Source organism: Orenia sp. (assembly GCF_055140805.1).
On record NZ_JBSQYM010000055.1, the window covers coordinates 1 to 17,249 of the forward strand.

Sequence of the window (17,249 nt, forward strand, 5' to 3'; positions counted from 1 at the left end):
AAATTTACTAGCCACAGGTTTCAACCTGTGGTGATGGTGATATGTTACACTACGGGTTAAAACCCGTAGCTAAAACTTAAAGTGTCGCAATATATCCATCAAGTTTCATTTTGAATTCACATACCTATATTAAAATATAGATAGTTTAATCAAAGTAATCTCAGAAACAATATTATTAGTATTCACAATCTTTATTAAAAAAAATTCCTAATACTATTTAACTTAGCATTAGGAATTACCAACTGACCTTTTATAATACACAAATTATTTATAAATTATCATTCCAAAGGGAGTTGGTCCAACATGTGCTCCTACTACAGAACCAAATTGAATCATATCTATCTCTTCCCATTCAAACTCTTGGGTTAACATCTCTTTTAATTGATTAGCCTTATCTAAGTATTTGCCATATATTATTACCAGCTTATTACCTGTATTGCCCTCTAATTCTTCTTTAGCCAATCTCATAAATTCTTTATATAATCTTTTCTCTCCCCTTAATTTCTTATAAGGAGTAATCTCGCCCTCTGCAATTGTCAACATAGGTTTAACATTAAATAAATTCCCTATAAAAGCGGTAGCCTTCCCGATACGACCTCCCCGTTCCAAATAAGTTAAATCATCTATAGTAAAATAAATCTTAATACTCTCTTTTAATTGAGCTATTAAGTTTATCAGTTCATCAACATCCTTACCAGCTTTAACAGCTTTAGCTACCTCTACCACCATAACTCCTAGAGGTACCGTTACAGTCTCTGAGTCTATAACTTTAATATCTATATCTTCTAACATATTACTAGCTAAATAGGCTGTTTTAATGGTTCCACTTAATTTTTCAGAAAAATGTAATGATAAAATTTGGTCATATTCTTTTGCCAAAGATTTATATAAATCCAAAAACTTACCGATAGGTGGCTGTGATGTAGTCGGCACTTGCTCACTTTCTTCTAGCTTAGTCAAAAACTCTTCTCTACTAATATCAATACCATCCTCATATTCCTGCCCATCTAATCTGACCTTTAAAGGAATTACATTAATATCGTACTCTTTTATAAATCGCGACGGTAAATCTGCTGTACTATCTGTTACAACTGCTATCTTACCCATCACTCAACACTCCTACTCTACAGAAATAATATAATAATAAATAGGTTGATATCCATCATAAATCTCAATGTCAAAATCTTCATATAGCTCTTCTAAATTATGTATTAGTGCCTCTTTATCCTCTGAAGATACATCTTCTCCTACATAAATAGTGATTAAAGAATCATCAGCTTCAACCATATCTTCTAATAAGTCTAAGGTTGCTTGATTATAATCAGAGGATACAATCTCTATATTCCCCTCTATCAACCCTAAGATATCACCTTTATTAATCTCTAACTCATTAATCTTAGTATCTCTAACAGCATAAGTAACCTCTCCTGTCTTAACAAACTCAACTTCTTCTTTCATCTGGGAAGCAACTTCTTTTAGGTTACCTTCTGGGTTAAAGACCATCATCGCTGTTACACCTTGAGGAATAGTCCTAGTTGGAATAACCTCAATCTCTTTATCTGTCAACTCTTTGACCTGCTCAGCAGTAGAGATAACATTCTTATTATTTGGTAGAATAATAACTTTATCGGTATTAATCTGCTCTACAGACTCTAATAAATCCTGAATACTTGGATTCATTGATTGTCCACCTAATAATACATTAGCCACTCCAAGCTTATTAAAGATAACTTCTAATCCTTCTCCAGCAGCTACTGCTAAAACTCCTATCCCATCTATCAATTCTTGGTCTTGCTTAAGTTCTTGCTCTGCTTGAATTTCCTTCTTTAATCTCTCCTCATGCTGTTCAGACATATTCTCAATCTTAATTCGAGTCAATTGTCCATACTTTAACCCTTCCTCTAAGACTGCCCCTGGATGCTTAGCATGAACATGAACTTTTAAAATATCATCAGATTTAACAGCAATAATAGAGTCACCATATTCACTTAATATCTCCTTAAATTTATCGGCTTCAACCTTCGCATTTTTAACAATAAATTCAGTACAATAACCAAACTCCTCTGTTGGTGATAAATCTAATTTGGCATTAGTTTTTGATCCAGGCTCTTCTCTGATAACAATTGGAGTATCAGAACTTAATCCTTGCAAGAGCCCTGTTAGAAACATTTGATAACCCTTACCTCCAGCATCTACTACACCTGCTTCTTTTAAAGTATCTAATAAATTAGGCGTGTTAGCTACAGATTTTTCTGCCTCCTTTACCGACTCTTTTAAAAGTTCAGCTACAGTTAACTCAGAAGCTAATTTCTTTGCTTTCTTCCCTACATCCTTAGCTACTGTTAAGATCGTTCCTTCTACAGGCTTCATTACAGCTTGATAAGCCTTATCAGCAGCTTTTTGCAATCCATTAGCTAAGACTTCTGATGTCAATAACTTAGTATTACCAATCCCATCAGCCAATCCTCTCAAAAGTTGAGATAAAATCACCCCTGAATTCCCTCTAGCACCCATTAATGCTCCCATTGCCAAGCTATTGGCTACAGCACCTACTGAATCCTCTGTAGTAGACTCTATCTCTTCTACAGCATTTGATAGGGTCAGATACATGTTAGTTCCTGTATCTCCATCGGGAACAGGAAAGATATTTAAATCATTGATTTCATCTTCTACCTCTTTTAAGGTATTGGTTGCTACTAATAGCATTTGTTTGAATTTAGCTGAATTTATCTGCTTTATCTCCTTAGTAAATGAATCAGGTAGCATTATTCACCCTCACTCCTTGTACATTAATATTAACTTCTAAAACATTTACCCCTGTCATCTCTTCTAATGTATATTTTACTCTATCAATTATATTATTAGCTACCTCTGAAATTTTTGTTCCATACTCTACAATAATATATAGATCAACTCTTACTCCTTCTTCAGTAGTCTCTACTTCGACACCTTTACTTAGATGATCATTTCCTAATAACTTAGCTAGACCATCTTGAATACTTTTACTGGCCATACCTACCAGTCCATAACATTCCATTGCAGCTAAACCCGCAATAATTGAAATAACTTCCTCAGATATTTTAACCATTCCTAATTCATTTGTCAACTCTTGCCCCATTGTCATACTTTATTCCCCCTTGTTAAATCAATTATTCTGAATAAAATTATTTAATTCCTCTAATAGCAATTCTAAATCTAAATTATTAGCCTTAGCTACTGTTTCTAAGTCTTCATAGTCGGCAGCTAAACACTTAGCACACCCTAAGCCATGAGCTTTAAAAATCTGATTAACTTCTGGATATTCCTGTAAAATTTTTAATACAGATGTCTTTTTACTAAGTCTCATATTTGACCTCCTACCTGATTATTATTCAATAGAAGTCAATAAAATCCTTCTTTATAAGATAAAATACAAAATTAACCTTGCCACTTACCCACCTTTTATGTTAAAATGTTTAAGTGGTTCTAGCTAAAACATAAAATATTGATATAGATTAAAGGAGGTGCAACAAATGGCAAGGATTTGTGAAATCTGTGGAAAAGGATCTAACAGTGCTCGTAGCGTTACTCGTAGAGGTAAAGCTAAAAAAGAAGGTGGTGTTGGTCGTAATGTAACTGGTAGTTCAAAAAGAACTCAACGACCTAACCTACAAAAAGTTAAAGCTGTTGTTGATGGTACTACTAAAAGAATTAAGGTATGTACTTCTTGCTTATCAGCAGGCAAGGTAGAAAGAGCATACTAATTCAATATAAAGCAAGGAGATTGATATCAATCTCCTTGCTTTTTTTATTTAGTATTCTTTATTTTAATTAAGAAAATTCTTTTTGCAACTCTTCTTCACTAAGAACTCTTTTAGCCAAACCATCAGTTATAGCCCTTCTAGCCACCTCTAGAGCTACCCTATTTACTACTTCTTTATTAAAAGGATCAGGAATAACATACTCCACTGATAACTCATCATCACCAATTAATTCTGCTATACCATAAGCAGCAGCAACCTTCATCTCTTCAGTAATCTCCCTTGCCTGTACCTTTAAAGCACCCTTAAAGATTCCTGGAAAAGCTAATACATTATTGACCTGATTTGGATAATCAGAACGACCGGTTCCTATTACCTTAGCACCTGCTTCTTTAGCTAAAGCTGGATCGATCTCTGGAACAGGATTTGCCATAGCAAAGATAATTGGATCTTTAGCCATACTCTTAACCATATCTTTGGTCAAGATATTTGGTGCAGAAACACCAATAAAGGCATCTCTATCGACGATTACTTCATCTAGACTACCTGTCTTACCTGCTGGATTTGTTATATCTGCTAACTCTTGTTGAATATCATTCATCTCTTCAACACCAGAAGCCAAAGCACCAAACCTATCAACTAAGATTATATCTTTAATTCCCACATTCAATAGTAATCTAGCAATAGCCAATCCAGCTGCTCCTGCTCCATTGACCAAAACCTTTAAATCCTCTAACTCTTTACCTACAGTTTTAACTGCATTAATTAAACCTGCTAATACTACAATTGCTGTACCATGTTGGTCATCATGGAAGACAGGAATCTCTAACTCATTTTTTAATCTCTTTTCAATCTCTATGCAACGTGGTGCTGAAATATCCTCTAAATTTATTCCACCAAAGGTAGGCTCTAACCTTTTAACAGTCTCTACAATCTCATCAACATCTTTAGTATTTAAACAGATAGGAAAAGCATCAACTCCAGCAAATTCTTTAAATAAGACTGCTTTTCCCTCCATAACTGGCATCGCTGCCTCTGGACCAATATCTCCTAACCCCAAAACAGCAGTTCCATCAGAAACAACTGCTACTAAGTTTCCCTTTGCAGTATAATTATATACCTCTGACTTATCCTTTACAATTTCCAAACAAGGTTCAGCCACCCCTGGACTATAAGCTAAAGTCAAGTCATCTCTATTCTTAACCTCTACTTTGCTATTTACAGATATCTTTCCTTGATTCTTCTTATGTAATGATAATGCTTCTTCTCTTAATGACACTTGCTACTCCCTCCTCTATTTTACTTCTATTTTCAATTCTATATCTATTAGATAAACTCCTTTATTTATCTAGTAAATATTCATTGTTTTTCAATAATTTATGTAATGCTCTTTAAATATATACATTGTAGCTAAGCAGATCTAAAGTGTAATTTAATGGATATATAGTGACACTTTTAAAATTAGCGTGAGTGGGTGTGTGAGTGTGAGTAAACCCCAATAAAAAGAAGTTTTACACACACTCACACTCATAACTCACACTCAGCACAAAGTGTCTTAATATCTTTCTATTGTTTCATTCTAAAGTTATCTGACTAAACAAAATAAGAGTGAAGATTCTCTGCTAATCTCCACTCCTATAATTAATCAAATTAATTTAAACTTTCTTTCTCCTGCTTAATTACCCGTTCTATCTCTGCTCTAGCAGGACCACCTATCGTATTACGAGCATCCACACAGGTCTCAATAGCAATCGCATGATAGATATCATCAGTAAATACTTCAGAGAAACCTTGCCATTCTGCCATAGTTAATTCTGATAGCTTCTTATTATGCTCTATACAGTAAAATACACTCTTTCCTACTATCTCATGGGCCTCTCTAAAAGGAATCTCCTTATCTACTAGATAATCAGCTACATCAGTAGCATTAACAAAGCCACCTTCTGTAGACGCTTTCATCTTATCAGCTTTAAATTTAGTCTTAGCCATCATTCTTGCAAAAATTTCTAAACTCTTCTTCACTGTCTCTACAGTATCAAATAGACCTTCCTTATCCTCTTGCATATCCTTATTATAAGCTAAAGGTAAGCCCTTCATAGTAACTAATAATTGCATTAGATTCCCATAAACCCTTCCTGTCTTACCACGAATCAGCTCAGGGATATCAGGATTCTTCTTCTGTGGCATAATACTACTACCAGTACAAAATGAGTCAGAAACCTCCACAAAGTCAAATTCAGAGCTAGTCCAAATAATTAACTCTTCACTGAAACGACTTAAATGCATCATAATGGTAGAGGATGCTGCTAAAAATTCTATTACAAAATCACGATCACTAACTGCATCTAAACTATTCTGACTTACCCCTGCAAAGCCTAACTCTTTAGCTACAAACTCTCTATCAATTGGAAACTTGGTTCCTGCCAAAGCACCAGAACCTAACGGTAAGATATTAACCCTCTTATAGCAATCTGTTAACCTATCATAGTCACGCTTTAGCTTCTGCTGGTATGCCAATAAATGATGAGCCAATCTAATCGGTTGTGCTCTCTGCAGATGGGTATAACCAGGCATAATAATATCGATATTCTCTTCAGCTAGCTCTAACAAGACCTGTTGTAATTGCTTAACTAGCTCTTTAACCTGTTCAATCTGATCGCGCAGATATAACCTTACATCTAAAGCGACTTGATCGTTTCTGCTTCTAGCTGTATGTAACTTCCCACCAACTGCACCAATCTTATCAGTTAGCCTTTTTTCAATATTCATATGAATATCCTCTAGCTCTACTGTAAATTCAAACTCTCCTGCCTCAACTTCTGCTAATATCTCTTCTAAACCCTTTATTATCTCTTGACTATCATCTTCTGTAATAATTTCAGATTTAGCTAACATCTTGGCATGGGCCATACTACCTTGAATATCATATTGAGCCAATTTATAGTCAAAACCGATGGAAGCATTGAACTCTTCTACCAAAGCATCGGTACCCTCTTGAAATCTACCATCCCACATCTTCATAATTATCACTCCCTATTAATATCTATATAAATAGTTTCTTAATTATGGATATATTGCGACACTTTTAAAATTAGCATGAGTGGGTGTGTGAGTGTGAGTAAACCCCAATAAAAAGAAGTTTTACACACACTCACACTCATAGCTCACACTCGACACAAAGTGTCGCACTATCATTATATTATATCACTATATTATATCACTATATTATTTTCCCTATTAACAAAAGGGTATATATATAACAATCGGGCGAATTGATCGCCCTTTTTTAAGAATCTATTATTTTAGCTAACTTAGCTCTAGTATAATCATCATCTTCTCTTATCTCTATAACCTGATAATCAAGACTATTATAAAAGTTTATTAAATTCGTTAATCTAATTGGGGAATAAAGAACAATTCTTCTTCCTCCCTCTTCTCTCACTCTCTCCTCAACCTCCAAGATCAGCTTTTGTCCAATTTCATATCCTCGATATTCAGGAAGTACACCTAATCTGATTAAATAGAAATCTTCACCTTGACCATAATAGCGGACTGTTCCTACTGCATTATTATCTAAGTAAGCAATTAAAACCTCTTTATCTTCAATATCTCTGATAATATCCTCTTCACTTTCTAATAATGCTGGTGTTGTAGGAAAGAGAGAGGGATCAGCATAAGCTTTAAAAGCATCTTTAGTCAGATTATAGACTAATTGACTATCGACAAGCTCTGCTTTTTTGATAAATATCTCCATCCACTCTCCCCCTATACTAGTTTAGAGTTGATAATTGATAGTTGATAGTTAGCACTAACTATCAACTATCAACTTTACACTATCAACTATTTCTTATTAACACTTCCATGTACCTTTAATGGTAGACCAAATAATTCGATAAATCCGATAGCAGAATCATGATTGAAAGTATCAGATGTTTCATAAGTAGCTAAGTTCTCTTGATATAATGAATTATCAGACTTTCTTCCTACTACTGTAGCATTTCCCTTATATAATTTAACCTTAACTGTTCCATTTACATATTGTTGAGTAGTATCAACAAAAGCATCTAAAGCAACCTTTAATGGTGAGAACCATTGCCCATAATAAACAAGCTCAGCATATTTTTGAGCAACTAACTCTTTATAATGATATGTCTCTCTATCTAAGACCAAGTCTTCTAAATGTCTATGAGCATTCATCAATACTGTAGCCGCTGGTGCTTCATAAATCTCTCTAGATTTAATTCCTACCAATCTATTCTCTACCATATCAATTCTTCCAATACCATGCTTACCTGCAATCTCATTTAATTTGCTTACTAATTCTACTGGCCCATACTCTTGACCATTTAGTCCTACTGGCTCTCCAGCTTTGAAAGTAACCTCTATGTACTCAGCCTCATCTGGTGCATCCTCTGGAGCAGTAGTAATCTGATATACATCTGCAGGTGGTTCTGCCCAAGGGTCTTCTAAAATTCCACACTCTATACTAACTCCCCATAGATTTCTATCAATACTATATGGACTCTCTTTGGTAGCTCCTACTGGGATATTATGCTTAGCTGCATATTCGATCTCTTGACTTCTGGCTTTAAACTCCCACTCTCTTAAAGGAGCTACAACTTCAATTCCTGGAGATAATGCTTGGAAAGAAACATCAAATCTTACCTGATCATTACCTTTGGCAGTACAACCATGAGCTACTGCATCTGCACCTTCTTTTTTAGCAACATCGATCATCTTCTTAGCAATCAATGGTCTAGAATAAGCTGTAGCTAAAGGGTATTTAGCTTCATATAATGCCCCCGCTTTTAAACCTTTGAAAACATACTCCTTTAAAAATTCTTCTTGTAAATCTTCAATATAGATATTACTTGCACCAGTATTTAAAGCCTTCTCCTCTAATGGTGCTAAATCTTCATTCTGCCCTACATCTGCTGAAAAGCAGACTACCTCTACATCATATGTATCCTGTAACCATTTAATAGCTACCGATGTATCTAATCCTCCTGAATAAGCCATAACTACCTTATTTATCTTCTTTTCCATTTTCAACGCCTCCTAATTTATCTCAAAAATGATTTTTTATTTATCTTTGTTAGTATGATTATACATCCTTTTGTATAAAAATACAAGGACAATATTAAAGTTTGAATTTTCTGAATATAACTCAAACTTCCTATAGTTCATATATGTCTGAAAACTCAATATCTATTCTATCAATTAACTCCTCCTTTAAAGCAAACTGAGTAGTGGCAAATTCAATATCCTCCTCTCCTAAGGCTATATTTGGTAACTTAATTATAAATTCACTCCCTTCTCCATATTTACTCTCCACTTTAATCTCTCCCCCATGCATCTCTACTAGCAATTTAACTATCACTAAACCAATACCACTACCCTCCTTTCTTCTAGTAAAAGATTTATCAACTTGACCAAACCTTTCAAAAATCATCTCCTGTTGCTCTTCTTTAATACCTATCCCAGTATCTTTTACAGAGATATAGATATAATCATCATCTTCAAAGACCTTAACTGCTATCTTATCACCTTTATTACTAAACTTAACAGCATTAGATAAGAGATTTAACATAATCCTCTCAATATTATTAGCATCACAAGTAATAATTCGCTTAGCTAGTTTAGACTCAAAGGTGATCTCCCTAGAAGAAATACCTAGATAGTCCTTTACAGCTAGTACTACATTGTCAATAAGCTCTATAATATTATGATTCTGTAAGTTAAAATCATAAAAATTAGCATCAATTTTAGTGATATCTACTAAATTATTAATCAACCTCAATAATCTATGTACATTACGACGCATGATTTTTGTATACTTACTAATACTTTTATAATTATCTAAATCAAGATTCTTCTTATTGTATATTTCTTCCATCTGCAATGCAGAAAAGATTAAATTTAAAGGTGTTCTCATCTCGTGGGATAGATTGGCAAAAAACTCTACCTGCAACTTATTATCTTCTAGTTTCTCTTCTAACCATTTACGTTCAGTAATATCTATTCCCGAGCTAAAGATTCCTTGAACCTTAGCATCATTATCCCTTAGACGGGCAAGATGCCAAGAGACTGTTCTTACTTTCCCATACTTTGTTAAGATTTTAGTCTCAACATATTCTGGTACTTCCTTTTTTTCATTGAATAAATCTTCAATCAACTTCTTTACCTCTAATTTATCTTCTTGACAGAATTTAAAGATACTCTCTCCAACTACTTCTTTTTCACTATAGCCAAACTCTCTAACTCCACCTTGATTAAAAAAAGTAATCTCTTGCTCTTTATTAATAACTATAAATATTATATCAACAATCCCCAATATCTTTAGAGCGGAAAATATCAACTCCAACGAATGGTTTAAATGATTGGATATATTTGTAACGGTGTTATTTCTTATTCTATTATCGGGATTTAATTGCTCTATTAAGAATTTCTCTTTACTTATATCCATCCCTGAGCTGATAGTTCCTTCAATATTTCCCGCTTCATCCTTTAACGTGGTGGTATGCCAGCTTATTATCCGTTGATTACCATCTTTATCCACTAAGGTTCCTTCAGTATAATCAGGCAGTTCTATCTCTTTCTTTACAATCCTTTCTAACAACTTGACCTTCTGCCGATTCTTGTCAAATTCTTCAAACCACAACTTTCCTATAATCTCCTCTTGACTCTGACCTAACAGTTTAGAACCCCTTTGATTAATAAACTCTACTCTCCCCTTCTTATCTAAGACTAAAAAGATAAATTTAGATAGATTAACATATCTCTTTAAACTATCCCTCTTTGCTGATAATTCTTGACTTCTAACCCTAGAGTATAGCTTAACAAATTTAAATAAAATTATGTAAACAAAAGATAAACTCAACAATGCCACTATATCAATCAAGTTTAAGTTCTTTATATGCATAACAATTACAACATTAACCATCATCCCCAACAAGATTAAAATAATAAGTATTCTGCTCATATCTTCTTCCCACCTTGTAAAATCTAGCATTCTATCTTTAAAGTAGTACAATTAACCTAGTGGCCATTAGGCTATTGATTAGCCAAATTTCATTATTTTCCAATAACTAAAATAAGAGAATATAAGATTATATTCTCTTATTTTAGTTATTTATCCTCTATTTACTATCATTTTTTATCAAAATATAAAAGCTAATATCTTATTGAAATTAATTCTTCAATTTAGCTTATTCTATTCATATCTCTTAATTACATCTAAGGCATTTTGGCAAGTTTCAGCAGTTAGCAGAGTTTCTCTAAAATCATCATTTCTTACCAAAAATGAAATTTTGGATAATAATTTTAAATATTCAGGAGAAGTACCTGCAAAATCTGCAACCATAAAGATTATATAAACAGGCTGTCCATCGATACTCTCAAAATCAATTCCATCTTTACATATCCCTACAGCAAGGGAGAGCTCTTTAACCTGATCACTCTTTCCATGGGGAATTGCTATTCCACGCCCCATTCCTGTTGTAGTTTCAGCTTCCCTAGCTAAAACCCTATCATAAAAAGCATCTTCAGATTTGATCTTACCTTCTTGGTATAAAACTCCAACCATTTCCTTTAAGACCATCTCTTTATCAGAAGCTATTAAATCTAATTTAATCATCTCTGGCTTTAATAAAGTACTAAGTCGCATCTTTTGCCCCTCCTTTTTTAATACTATATCTCATTTGTTACTTTATTGCTATAAATTCTAGATTAACTCATAAACCCCTTTGTAGCTTCCCCTTTAAATTAATCCTATTCAACCTTAATAGCATTCCAGAAGAACTCTATATGCTCATCAATTAAATTATAAATTCTGCTGAAATCATTACTTTCATAGCTCAACAACAGATGTTGAATCCTTATAAATACTAAAGGGCCTATAAATTGATTGGCTAATGTAAGAGGATCATAAGGCTTAATTAATCCTTTCTCAATCATTTCATTAAAGATACCCATTATAATCTCTATATCCTCTCCTAAAAATTTCTCTTTCATAATTCTTTGTACAATCTGACTATTATGTTCGATCAGCATAACCTTTAACAATTTCTGCTCTTCTTGATTATTTAAAAATTCTTTAATTAATCTAGCATAAGTTTTAAAAAATTCATAAGGCTGGTCAATCTTTTTTCTTAAATCATCACTTTCAAATATCTCTTTAATCGTTTTAGCTCCAAAGACAGAAAAGAGAGTTCTAAAGATATCATCCTTACTTGCAAAGTGATTATAGATTGAACTTTTACGGATTCCTACTCCCTTAGCAATCTCACGAATAGAGGTTGCAGCAAAGCCCTTCTCTGAAAACAGATCTAATGCTACATCTAAAATTAAATCCTTTGTACTTTTATTAGACATAATTATACACTCCCTTGTATACTTTATAACACTTTCAAGAATATCTTTCTGTATAGCTTTGTGAATCTATAATTTAATATAAATTTATCTTTATAGAGAGCTATTAAGACACTCTGTTTATTAGGTGATTAGATGGTTAAAAAGTTAGGTTGGGTAATTAAACCCTAACTTCTCATTTAATATAATCTTCTGCCTAAAAATTATTATTCCTTTATCTATCAAAAGCAAAGAACCCCTTTAAACCTTAGAAAAGTTAATATCTCTAAGTACAAGGGGTTAATTATATAAGTGATTTTAAAACTCTATATTCAATCTTGTATAAACTCTATTTTGACCAAAGGTAGCTGTTATAAGGGCATCTTCATTGGAACTATTTATATATGTCCCACCAATTTGTAATTCTATAGAACTGGCTAAAGAATAATTAAATTGGGGTTCTAACACACAAGTTTCAGATTCAAATTCATAGATAACATTACTCTCTATTTGATGGAAAGTAAATACTGGTTTGTCAAAATGAAAATTAAGCATTTTTTTATCAGCTTCACTACTGGACCTTCCTTGCTGATAATATGCTTGAATAACTAAATATAAATCATTACTCCATTTATAATCAACTCCTAAAGTCGTATTCAGTCCATTATCAAGTTCTTCATCTTGATAAAGAGCATATGTCAACTCTGTCCAGACTCCTATTTCACCAATATCCCCAATTAAGTCAAAACCAATTTTGTTTAATTTTGGATAAATAAAATTCATCTTATTATTAATTGGGTTTTGATCAAAACCATGATATCCACTTAAGGATAAATCAAAACCTCTAAAAGAGCGTTTAGTCACTTTAAATCCTTCCTGTATATTTTTAAGATCATCTTCTACTGCTATCAAATTAGGAATAACAGTAGATAATTTACCTGCTTTAAAAGAAGGAACCACTACTCCTGTTATCTCCAAATCATTAGGAGCATAGTAGATTCCTTTAACTGCCTTAACTCCAATCTTTTCATCTAATGGTTTTAAAGCTGTTTGGTCAATTGGATTGAAGTAATCTGTTGGTTGTAATTTATAAGAACTCCCCCAATTAATTATCTGCTTACCAATTCTCCAATCCATCTTATTAGTGTAATAATCTAAATAGATTTGATTGATATCAGTAGCAGATTTATTATTATAATCTTCTCTAAAGCCTAGGTCAACATACATTTCAGCATCAAAACCAAAACCTTTCTCTAAAACCAGATTAATCTTCTCTTGGTCAGTAAGTTTACCATCATCTGTACTAACTATCAAATCACTCTTTAGAGAACCAGAAATCTCAAGTTGATTTGCTAAAGCAGTAGAAGTAAATATTAATAGTAAACAAGCTATTAATATTAAAAATTTAATATCTATCATCAAATCTCCCCCCTTAACTATCTACTCAAATATCTAGTAGTAAAGATACGATCATTAATCGCTTTATCATAAGTTATCTCTTCCATATAAATAACCGTTTTACTTCCTTCTTGTATATTTTCCATAGTTGACTTGTGTGCTGTCCAATATCCAGCTATCTTTTCAAAACTCTCAGGAGTCAATACCTTTTCTAGTTTACCTCTTTCATCATAAAATTCAACTTTAATCATATGCCATTCTTTCTTATTAATCCACATCTTCAGATATTTATAATCTATATCACTATCTGTTGGAACTAGTTTTAAAATATATTCTTGATCATTCTCTACTAAGATTGTAGCATCATAATCCTTATTGTAATTTCCACCACCAATTAGGTTTAAATCATTATAAGTAAAATCAGTTCCTACAAAGCTACCATTCTTTTGACTAGAAGATATCTTTCTAACACTGCCCAAAGCTGGTAGATAAAGATACATATCCTCATCATTATCTTTATCTAAAGATAAAAAGGATGTGCCTTCAACTGTAGCAGGTGACAAGAATCGATTCATTGCCTTATCATCACCTTGATTATCTCTATATCCTTCTAAGCTTCTTCTTCTTAACTGACCAGAAGAACTATAAAGTTCCATTCTCATCTTTACATAAGAGGTTTGAGGCTCAGTAGAAATCTTTACCTTATCCAAAACCTCTTGACCAGTTAATTGGGCTGATACCAAAGTACTTATAGTAAAGACACAAATACAACTTATCATTAAAACTAAATATCTCTTCATAGTTGAACCCTCCTCCGTTATTTTTAGAAATATAATAATAAAACTATATGGGGATAATGCGACACTTTATATCCATAGTTGACGGTTGACAGTGGACAGTTTACAGTAAAAAGACAAAACCCTATGCTTTAAGGAATTTTAGTGCTTTTGAACTTAACTGTCAACCGTCCCTACGAGTCTAAAATATAAGACTCTTCGTGTAAACCACTGTACACTGTTAACTAAAACACGAAAGTGTCCCAATATCTCTCTTTTACCCCACTTTAACCTTTTATATCTACAATATTCTCAGATAGATTAGATTCTAAAAAACTTGGTTTAAAGATAATACAGATAGCTGGCAAAAGGATTAAAGCTCCTAATAAACAGGTACTAATTGAAATTACAATCAAGAAACCAAAAAATTTAACAGGTAAAAAATTAGATAACATCAGTACAATAAATCCAAAAACTACTGACAAAGCATTAAAGATAATCGCTCTGCCAACTGTCAATAACGTAGATTTAACAGCTTCAATGGAAGTTTTACTCTTCTTCTCTTCTCGATAATGCCATAAGAAATGAATAGTATAATCTATTCCTACACCGATCATAATTGATGATAATAGAGCAGTTACTATGTTTAGTTCAATATTAAAATAACCCATTAAACCAAATAAACTGACCATCGCTAATCCTAAAGGTGTAATTGCTAAAAATCCGGCTATAATTGATCTAAACAAAATCATTACAATTACAGCTACAACTGTTAAAGAGATTATTAGACTAGAGCTTTGACCCTTAACCACTGAATCGACTAAATTTGCTATGATATCAGCATAGCCCCCTACAATAATAAAAGGGGAATTTTTATCTTTTTCAATATATTCCTTAATATCATTAACTACCTTCTTAACTTGATTAGAGCTGTTTCCAGGAATTCTAGCAGTGATTTGGGTATACTGATAATCAAAGTCAACTACCTTATCTAAATCTGCTGACATACTATATAGCATAAAGTATTGAGCTATTGCATTCTTACTTTGAGGAATCTGATAATACTGCTCATTATCATTATGGAGCACCTGGTTCATCTCTTTTATTGGTTTGGAAATAGCCACAACTGTTCCAATATCCTGATTATTCTCTAATTCCTCCTCCAAATTATTAATCTTATTCATAATAGCAGGGTCTTGAATATCCCCTTTAGCTACAATAGAGATATTAGTAGCACCACCAAAGTAGTCATTGACCAACTTATCTGCTTTGACTATCTCTGTAGCTGAGCTAAAATAATTGATAGGATTTGTATCAACTTTTAGTAAGGGAATCCCTAACGAGATAGCTAGAATAATAATTATTGAAGCTATCAATACTGTTTTAGGTCTAGTACTTACTATTTTAGCAATAAAATTAAGTAACTTATCTATCAAAGTCTTCTTCTCTATCTTCTTTGTAAAATTTTTCTTAGGTAATAAGACCAATAAGGCTGGTACCAGAAAGAGACTACCTAATATAGCTAATCCATTACCTATAGCTGCTAATACTCCTAATTGTTTGGCAGGAACTATAATATGTGCTAGTAAACATAATAAACCTATAATTGTCGTTAATCCTGCGGCAATAACTGGATAGCCCAACTCTGCAATTACCTCTGTTATTAGTTCTTTATTACTAGCTTCAGACCTTAGCCTCGCTTTATGTTGATAGATAGCAATAATGTGAATTGTATAATCATTGGTTATCGCTAAGAGAATCACTGGTAAGATAATAGTAATCAATTGAATCTTCCATCCTAATAAAGGAATTAATCCCATAGCCACAATAATAGAGACTATCATTACTGCTAAGGTCAACAATACTGCTTGCAACTCTTTGAAACAAAAATATAGAAAAATCAACATAATTAATAACCCAATTGGAATAAATCGTTTTAAATCATGTTGCATATTAGCTGATACCTCAGCTCTGACTATAGGCAATCCTGCTAGATATACCTTAGTGTTTCCAGAAGTTTTTGTCATAATATCTTTCAGTTGAGTCAATATTTCTTTATCATTAAACTTCTCTTTTAAAATCACAACAATTGAGGCTGCTTTAAAATCTTTAGAAATAATAGTCCCATAAACCAGATCATTATCTCTAATCCGTCTTCTTAAGATCTCTCTTTGCTGTTGATTTGTGGGGATATCAGTAATTGCATCATCAATAATCAATTGATTATCTTCACCTCTGATATCCTGTAAAGAGAAAGGACTATTTACCTGCTCTACAAAGTCTAAACTCTCTACCTTCTCAGATAATTCTTTGATTTTAACCAAAGTATCTTGGCTTAAAATATCATCACTCTTTAAAGCTAATATCACTACCTCAGTTCCACCAAATATATCTTCAATCTTTTCAATATTTAGACGAGATGCCATATCTGCTGGAATTTGATGCTTTAAATCAGCATCTAGTTTGGCTTTGGGGAGCTCAATAGCAAAAAATACTGACAATAATATAAAAAAGATAACTACTAGCCATGGATAACTAGTTGAAAATTGGGAAATTTTCTTTAACATTTCTCATCCCACCTTTATGATTAAATTCTATATTACAACTTCATTATAACTAACGTTCGTTAGTTTGTCAATTTTTTGTTTAAATTTCTTGGACGAATTTCACTTTAGTAGTATAAATATAATGCACTATGCTAATTGAATCTCAATATAACTAATGTCTCTTTATGGGTATATTGCGACACTTTCGTGTCGGGAACCAGGAATCTGGAATCAGTATAGTTTACAAGTTCCTGATAACTGATTCCCGATTCCTGACACGAAAGTGTACCATTATCTCTATATAGCATTATGGCTAAATTTTATTCTAGATTCACGAACCTATATAGGTGTCCAACTTTAAAGTGTAATAAAAGACTAAAGATCAAAAGCTAAAGATTAGCAACGAATTAACACAAATTAAAGATTAAAAGATTAATTAA

The 17,249-nt window shown here is 32.7% G+C and carries 15 protein-coding genes; 1 reads left to right on the plus strand and 14 read right to left on the minus strand.

Annotation, left to right across the window (positions count from 1 at the left end; genetic code table 11):
* Nucleotides 1–264 precede the first annotated feature (264 nt).
* Genes ACTCDL_RS07350 through ACTCDL_RS07365 form a run of 4 tightly spaced genes read right to left on the minus strand, consistent with a single transcriptional unit; the run spans nt 265 to nt 3,346 of the window.
* A complete protein-coding gene (locus ACTCDL_RS07350; RefSeq protein ID WP_463175487.1) occupies nt 265–1,107 on the minus strand; it encodes a DegV family protein in 843 nt (280 codons plus the stop codon).
* 12 nt (nt 1,108–1,119) lie between these two features.
* The gene (locus ACTCDL_RS07355; protein ID WP_463175489.1) at nt 1,120–2,766 is read right to left on the minus strand and encodes a DAK2 domain-containing protein; all 1,647 of its coding nucleotides are present in this window, start codon (nt 2,764–2,766) and stop codon (nt 1,120–1,122) included.
* Nucleotides 2,756–3,118 (minus strand): Asp23/Gls24 family envelope stress response protein, encoded by a 363-nt coding sequence (locus ACTCDL_RS07360; RefSeq protein WP_463175507.1) that lies wholly within the window; start codon nt 3,116–3,118, stop codon nt 2,756–2,758. Before ACTCDL_RS07360 ends, ACTCDL_RS07355 begins: the two co-directional genes overlap by 11 nt.
* A gap of 27 nt (nt 3,119–3,145) precedes the next feature.
* Nucleotides 3,146–3,346, minus strand: coding sequence for a DUF1858 domain-containing protein (locus tag ACTCDL_RS07365; protein ID WP_463175490.1), 201 nt, complete (start codon nt 3,344–3,346; stop codon nt 3,146–3,148).
* A gap of 166 nt (nt 3,347–3,512) precedes the next feature.
* Between ACTCDL_RS07365 and rpmB the strand changes: the two genes are divergently transcribed.
* Nucleotides 3,513–3,743, plus strand: coding sequence for a 50S ribosomal protein L28 (gene rpmB, locus ACTCDL_RS07370; RefSeq protein ID WP_463175491.1), 231 nt, complete (start codon nt 3,513–3,515; stop codon nt 3,741–3,743).
* Between the two features lie 67 nt (nt 3,744–3,810).
* Here rpmB and ACTCDL_RS07375 read toward each other — a convergent pair whose 3' ends face one another.
* The 10 genes from ACTCDL_RS07375 to ACTCDL_RS07420 all read right to left on the minus strand — a co-directional run bounded on the left by ACTCDL_RS07375 (nt 3,811) and on the right by ACTCDL_RS07420 (nt 16,830).
* Nucleotides 3,811–5,019, minus strand: a complete 1,209-nt coding sequence (locus ACTCDL_RS07375) for an NAD(P)-dependent malic enzyme (RefSeq protein WP_463175493.1) — start codon at nt 5,017–5,019, stop codon at nt 3,811–3,813.
* Nucleotides 5,020–5,390: 371 nt separating this feature from the next.
* Nucleotides 5,391–6,761 (minus strand): argininosuccinate lyase, encoded by a 1,371-nt coding sequence (gene argH, locus ACTCDL_RS07380; RefSeq protein WP_463175495.1) that lies wholly within the window; start codon nt 6,759–6,761, stop codon nt 5,391–5,393.
* Between the two features lie 265 nt (nt 6,762–7,026).
* Entirely contained in the window at nt 7,027–7,494 is a 468-nt protein-coding gene (locus ACTCDL_RS07385) for a GNAT family N-acetyltransferase (protein ID WP_463175496.1), read from the minus strand.
* Between the two features lie 86 nt (nt 7,495–7,580).
* Nucleotides 7,581–8,786, minus strand: a complete 1,206-nt coding sequence (locus tag ACTCDL_RS07390) for an argininosuccinate synthase (RefSeq protein WP_463175498.1) — start codon at nt 8,784–8,786, stop codon at nt 7,581–7,583.
* Between the two features lie 130 nt (nt 8,787–8,916).
* The gene (locus ACTCDL_RS07395; protein ID WP_463175499.1) at nt 8,917–10,722 is read right to left on the minus strand and encodes a sensor histidine kinase; all 1,806 of its coding nucleotides are present in this window, start codon (nt 10,720–10,722) and stop codon (nt 8,917–8,919) included.
* A gap of 231 nt (nt 10,723–10,953) precedes the next feature.
* Entirely contained in the window at nt 10,954–11,406 is a 453-nt protein-coding gene (locus ACTCDL_RS07400) for a PTS sugar transporter subunit IIA (protein ID WP_463175501.1), read from the minus strand.
* 104 nt (nt 11,407–11,510) lie between these two features.
* Nucleotides 11,511–12,113, minus strand: a complete 603-nt coding sequence (locus tag ACTCDL_RS07405) for a TetR/AcrR family transcriptional regulator (protein WP_463175502.1) — start codon at nt 12,111–12,113, stop codon at nt 11,511–11,513.
* A gap of 294 nt (nt 12,114–12,407) precedes the next feature.
* Entirely contained in the window at nt 12,408–13,508 is a 1,101-nt protein-coding gene (locus ACTCDL_RS07410) for a hypothetical protein (RefSeq protein WP_463175503.1), read from the minus strand.
* A 17-nt stretch (nt 13,509–13,525) separates the two neighbouring features.
* The gene (locus tag ACTCDL_RS07415; protein ID WP_463175504.1) at nt 13,526–14,287 is read right to left on the minus strand and encodes an outer membrane lipoprotein-sorting protein; all 762 of its coding nucleotides are present in this window, start codon (nt 14,285–14,287) and stop codon (nt 13,526–13,528) included.
* Nucleotides 14,288–14,550: 263 nt separating this feature from the next.
* Nucleotides 14,551–16,830, minus strand: a complete 2,280-nt coding sequence (locus ACTCDL_RS07420) for an efflux RND transporter permease subunit (RefSeq protein WP_463175506.1) — start codon at nt 16,828–16,830, stop codon at nt 14,551–14,553.
* Nucleotides 16,831–17,249 lie beyond the last annotated feature (419 nt).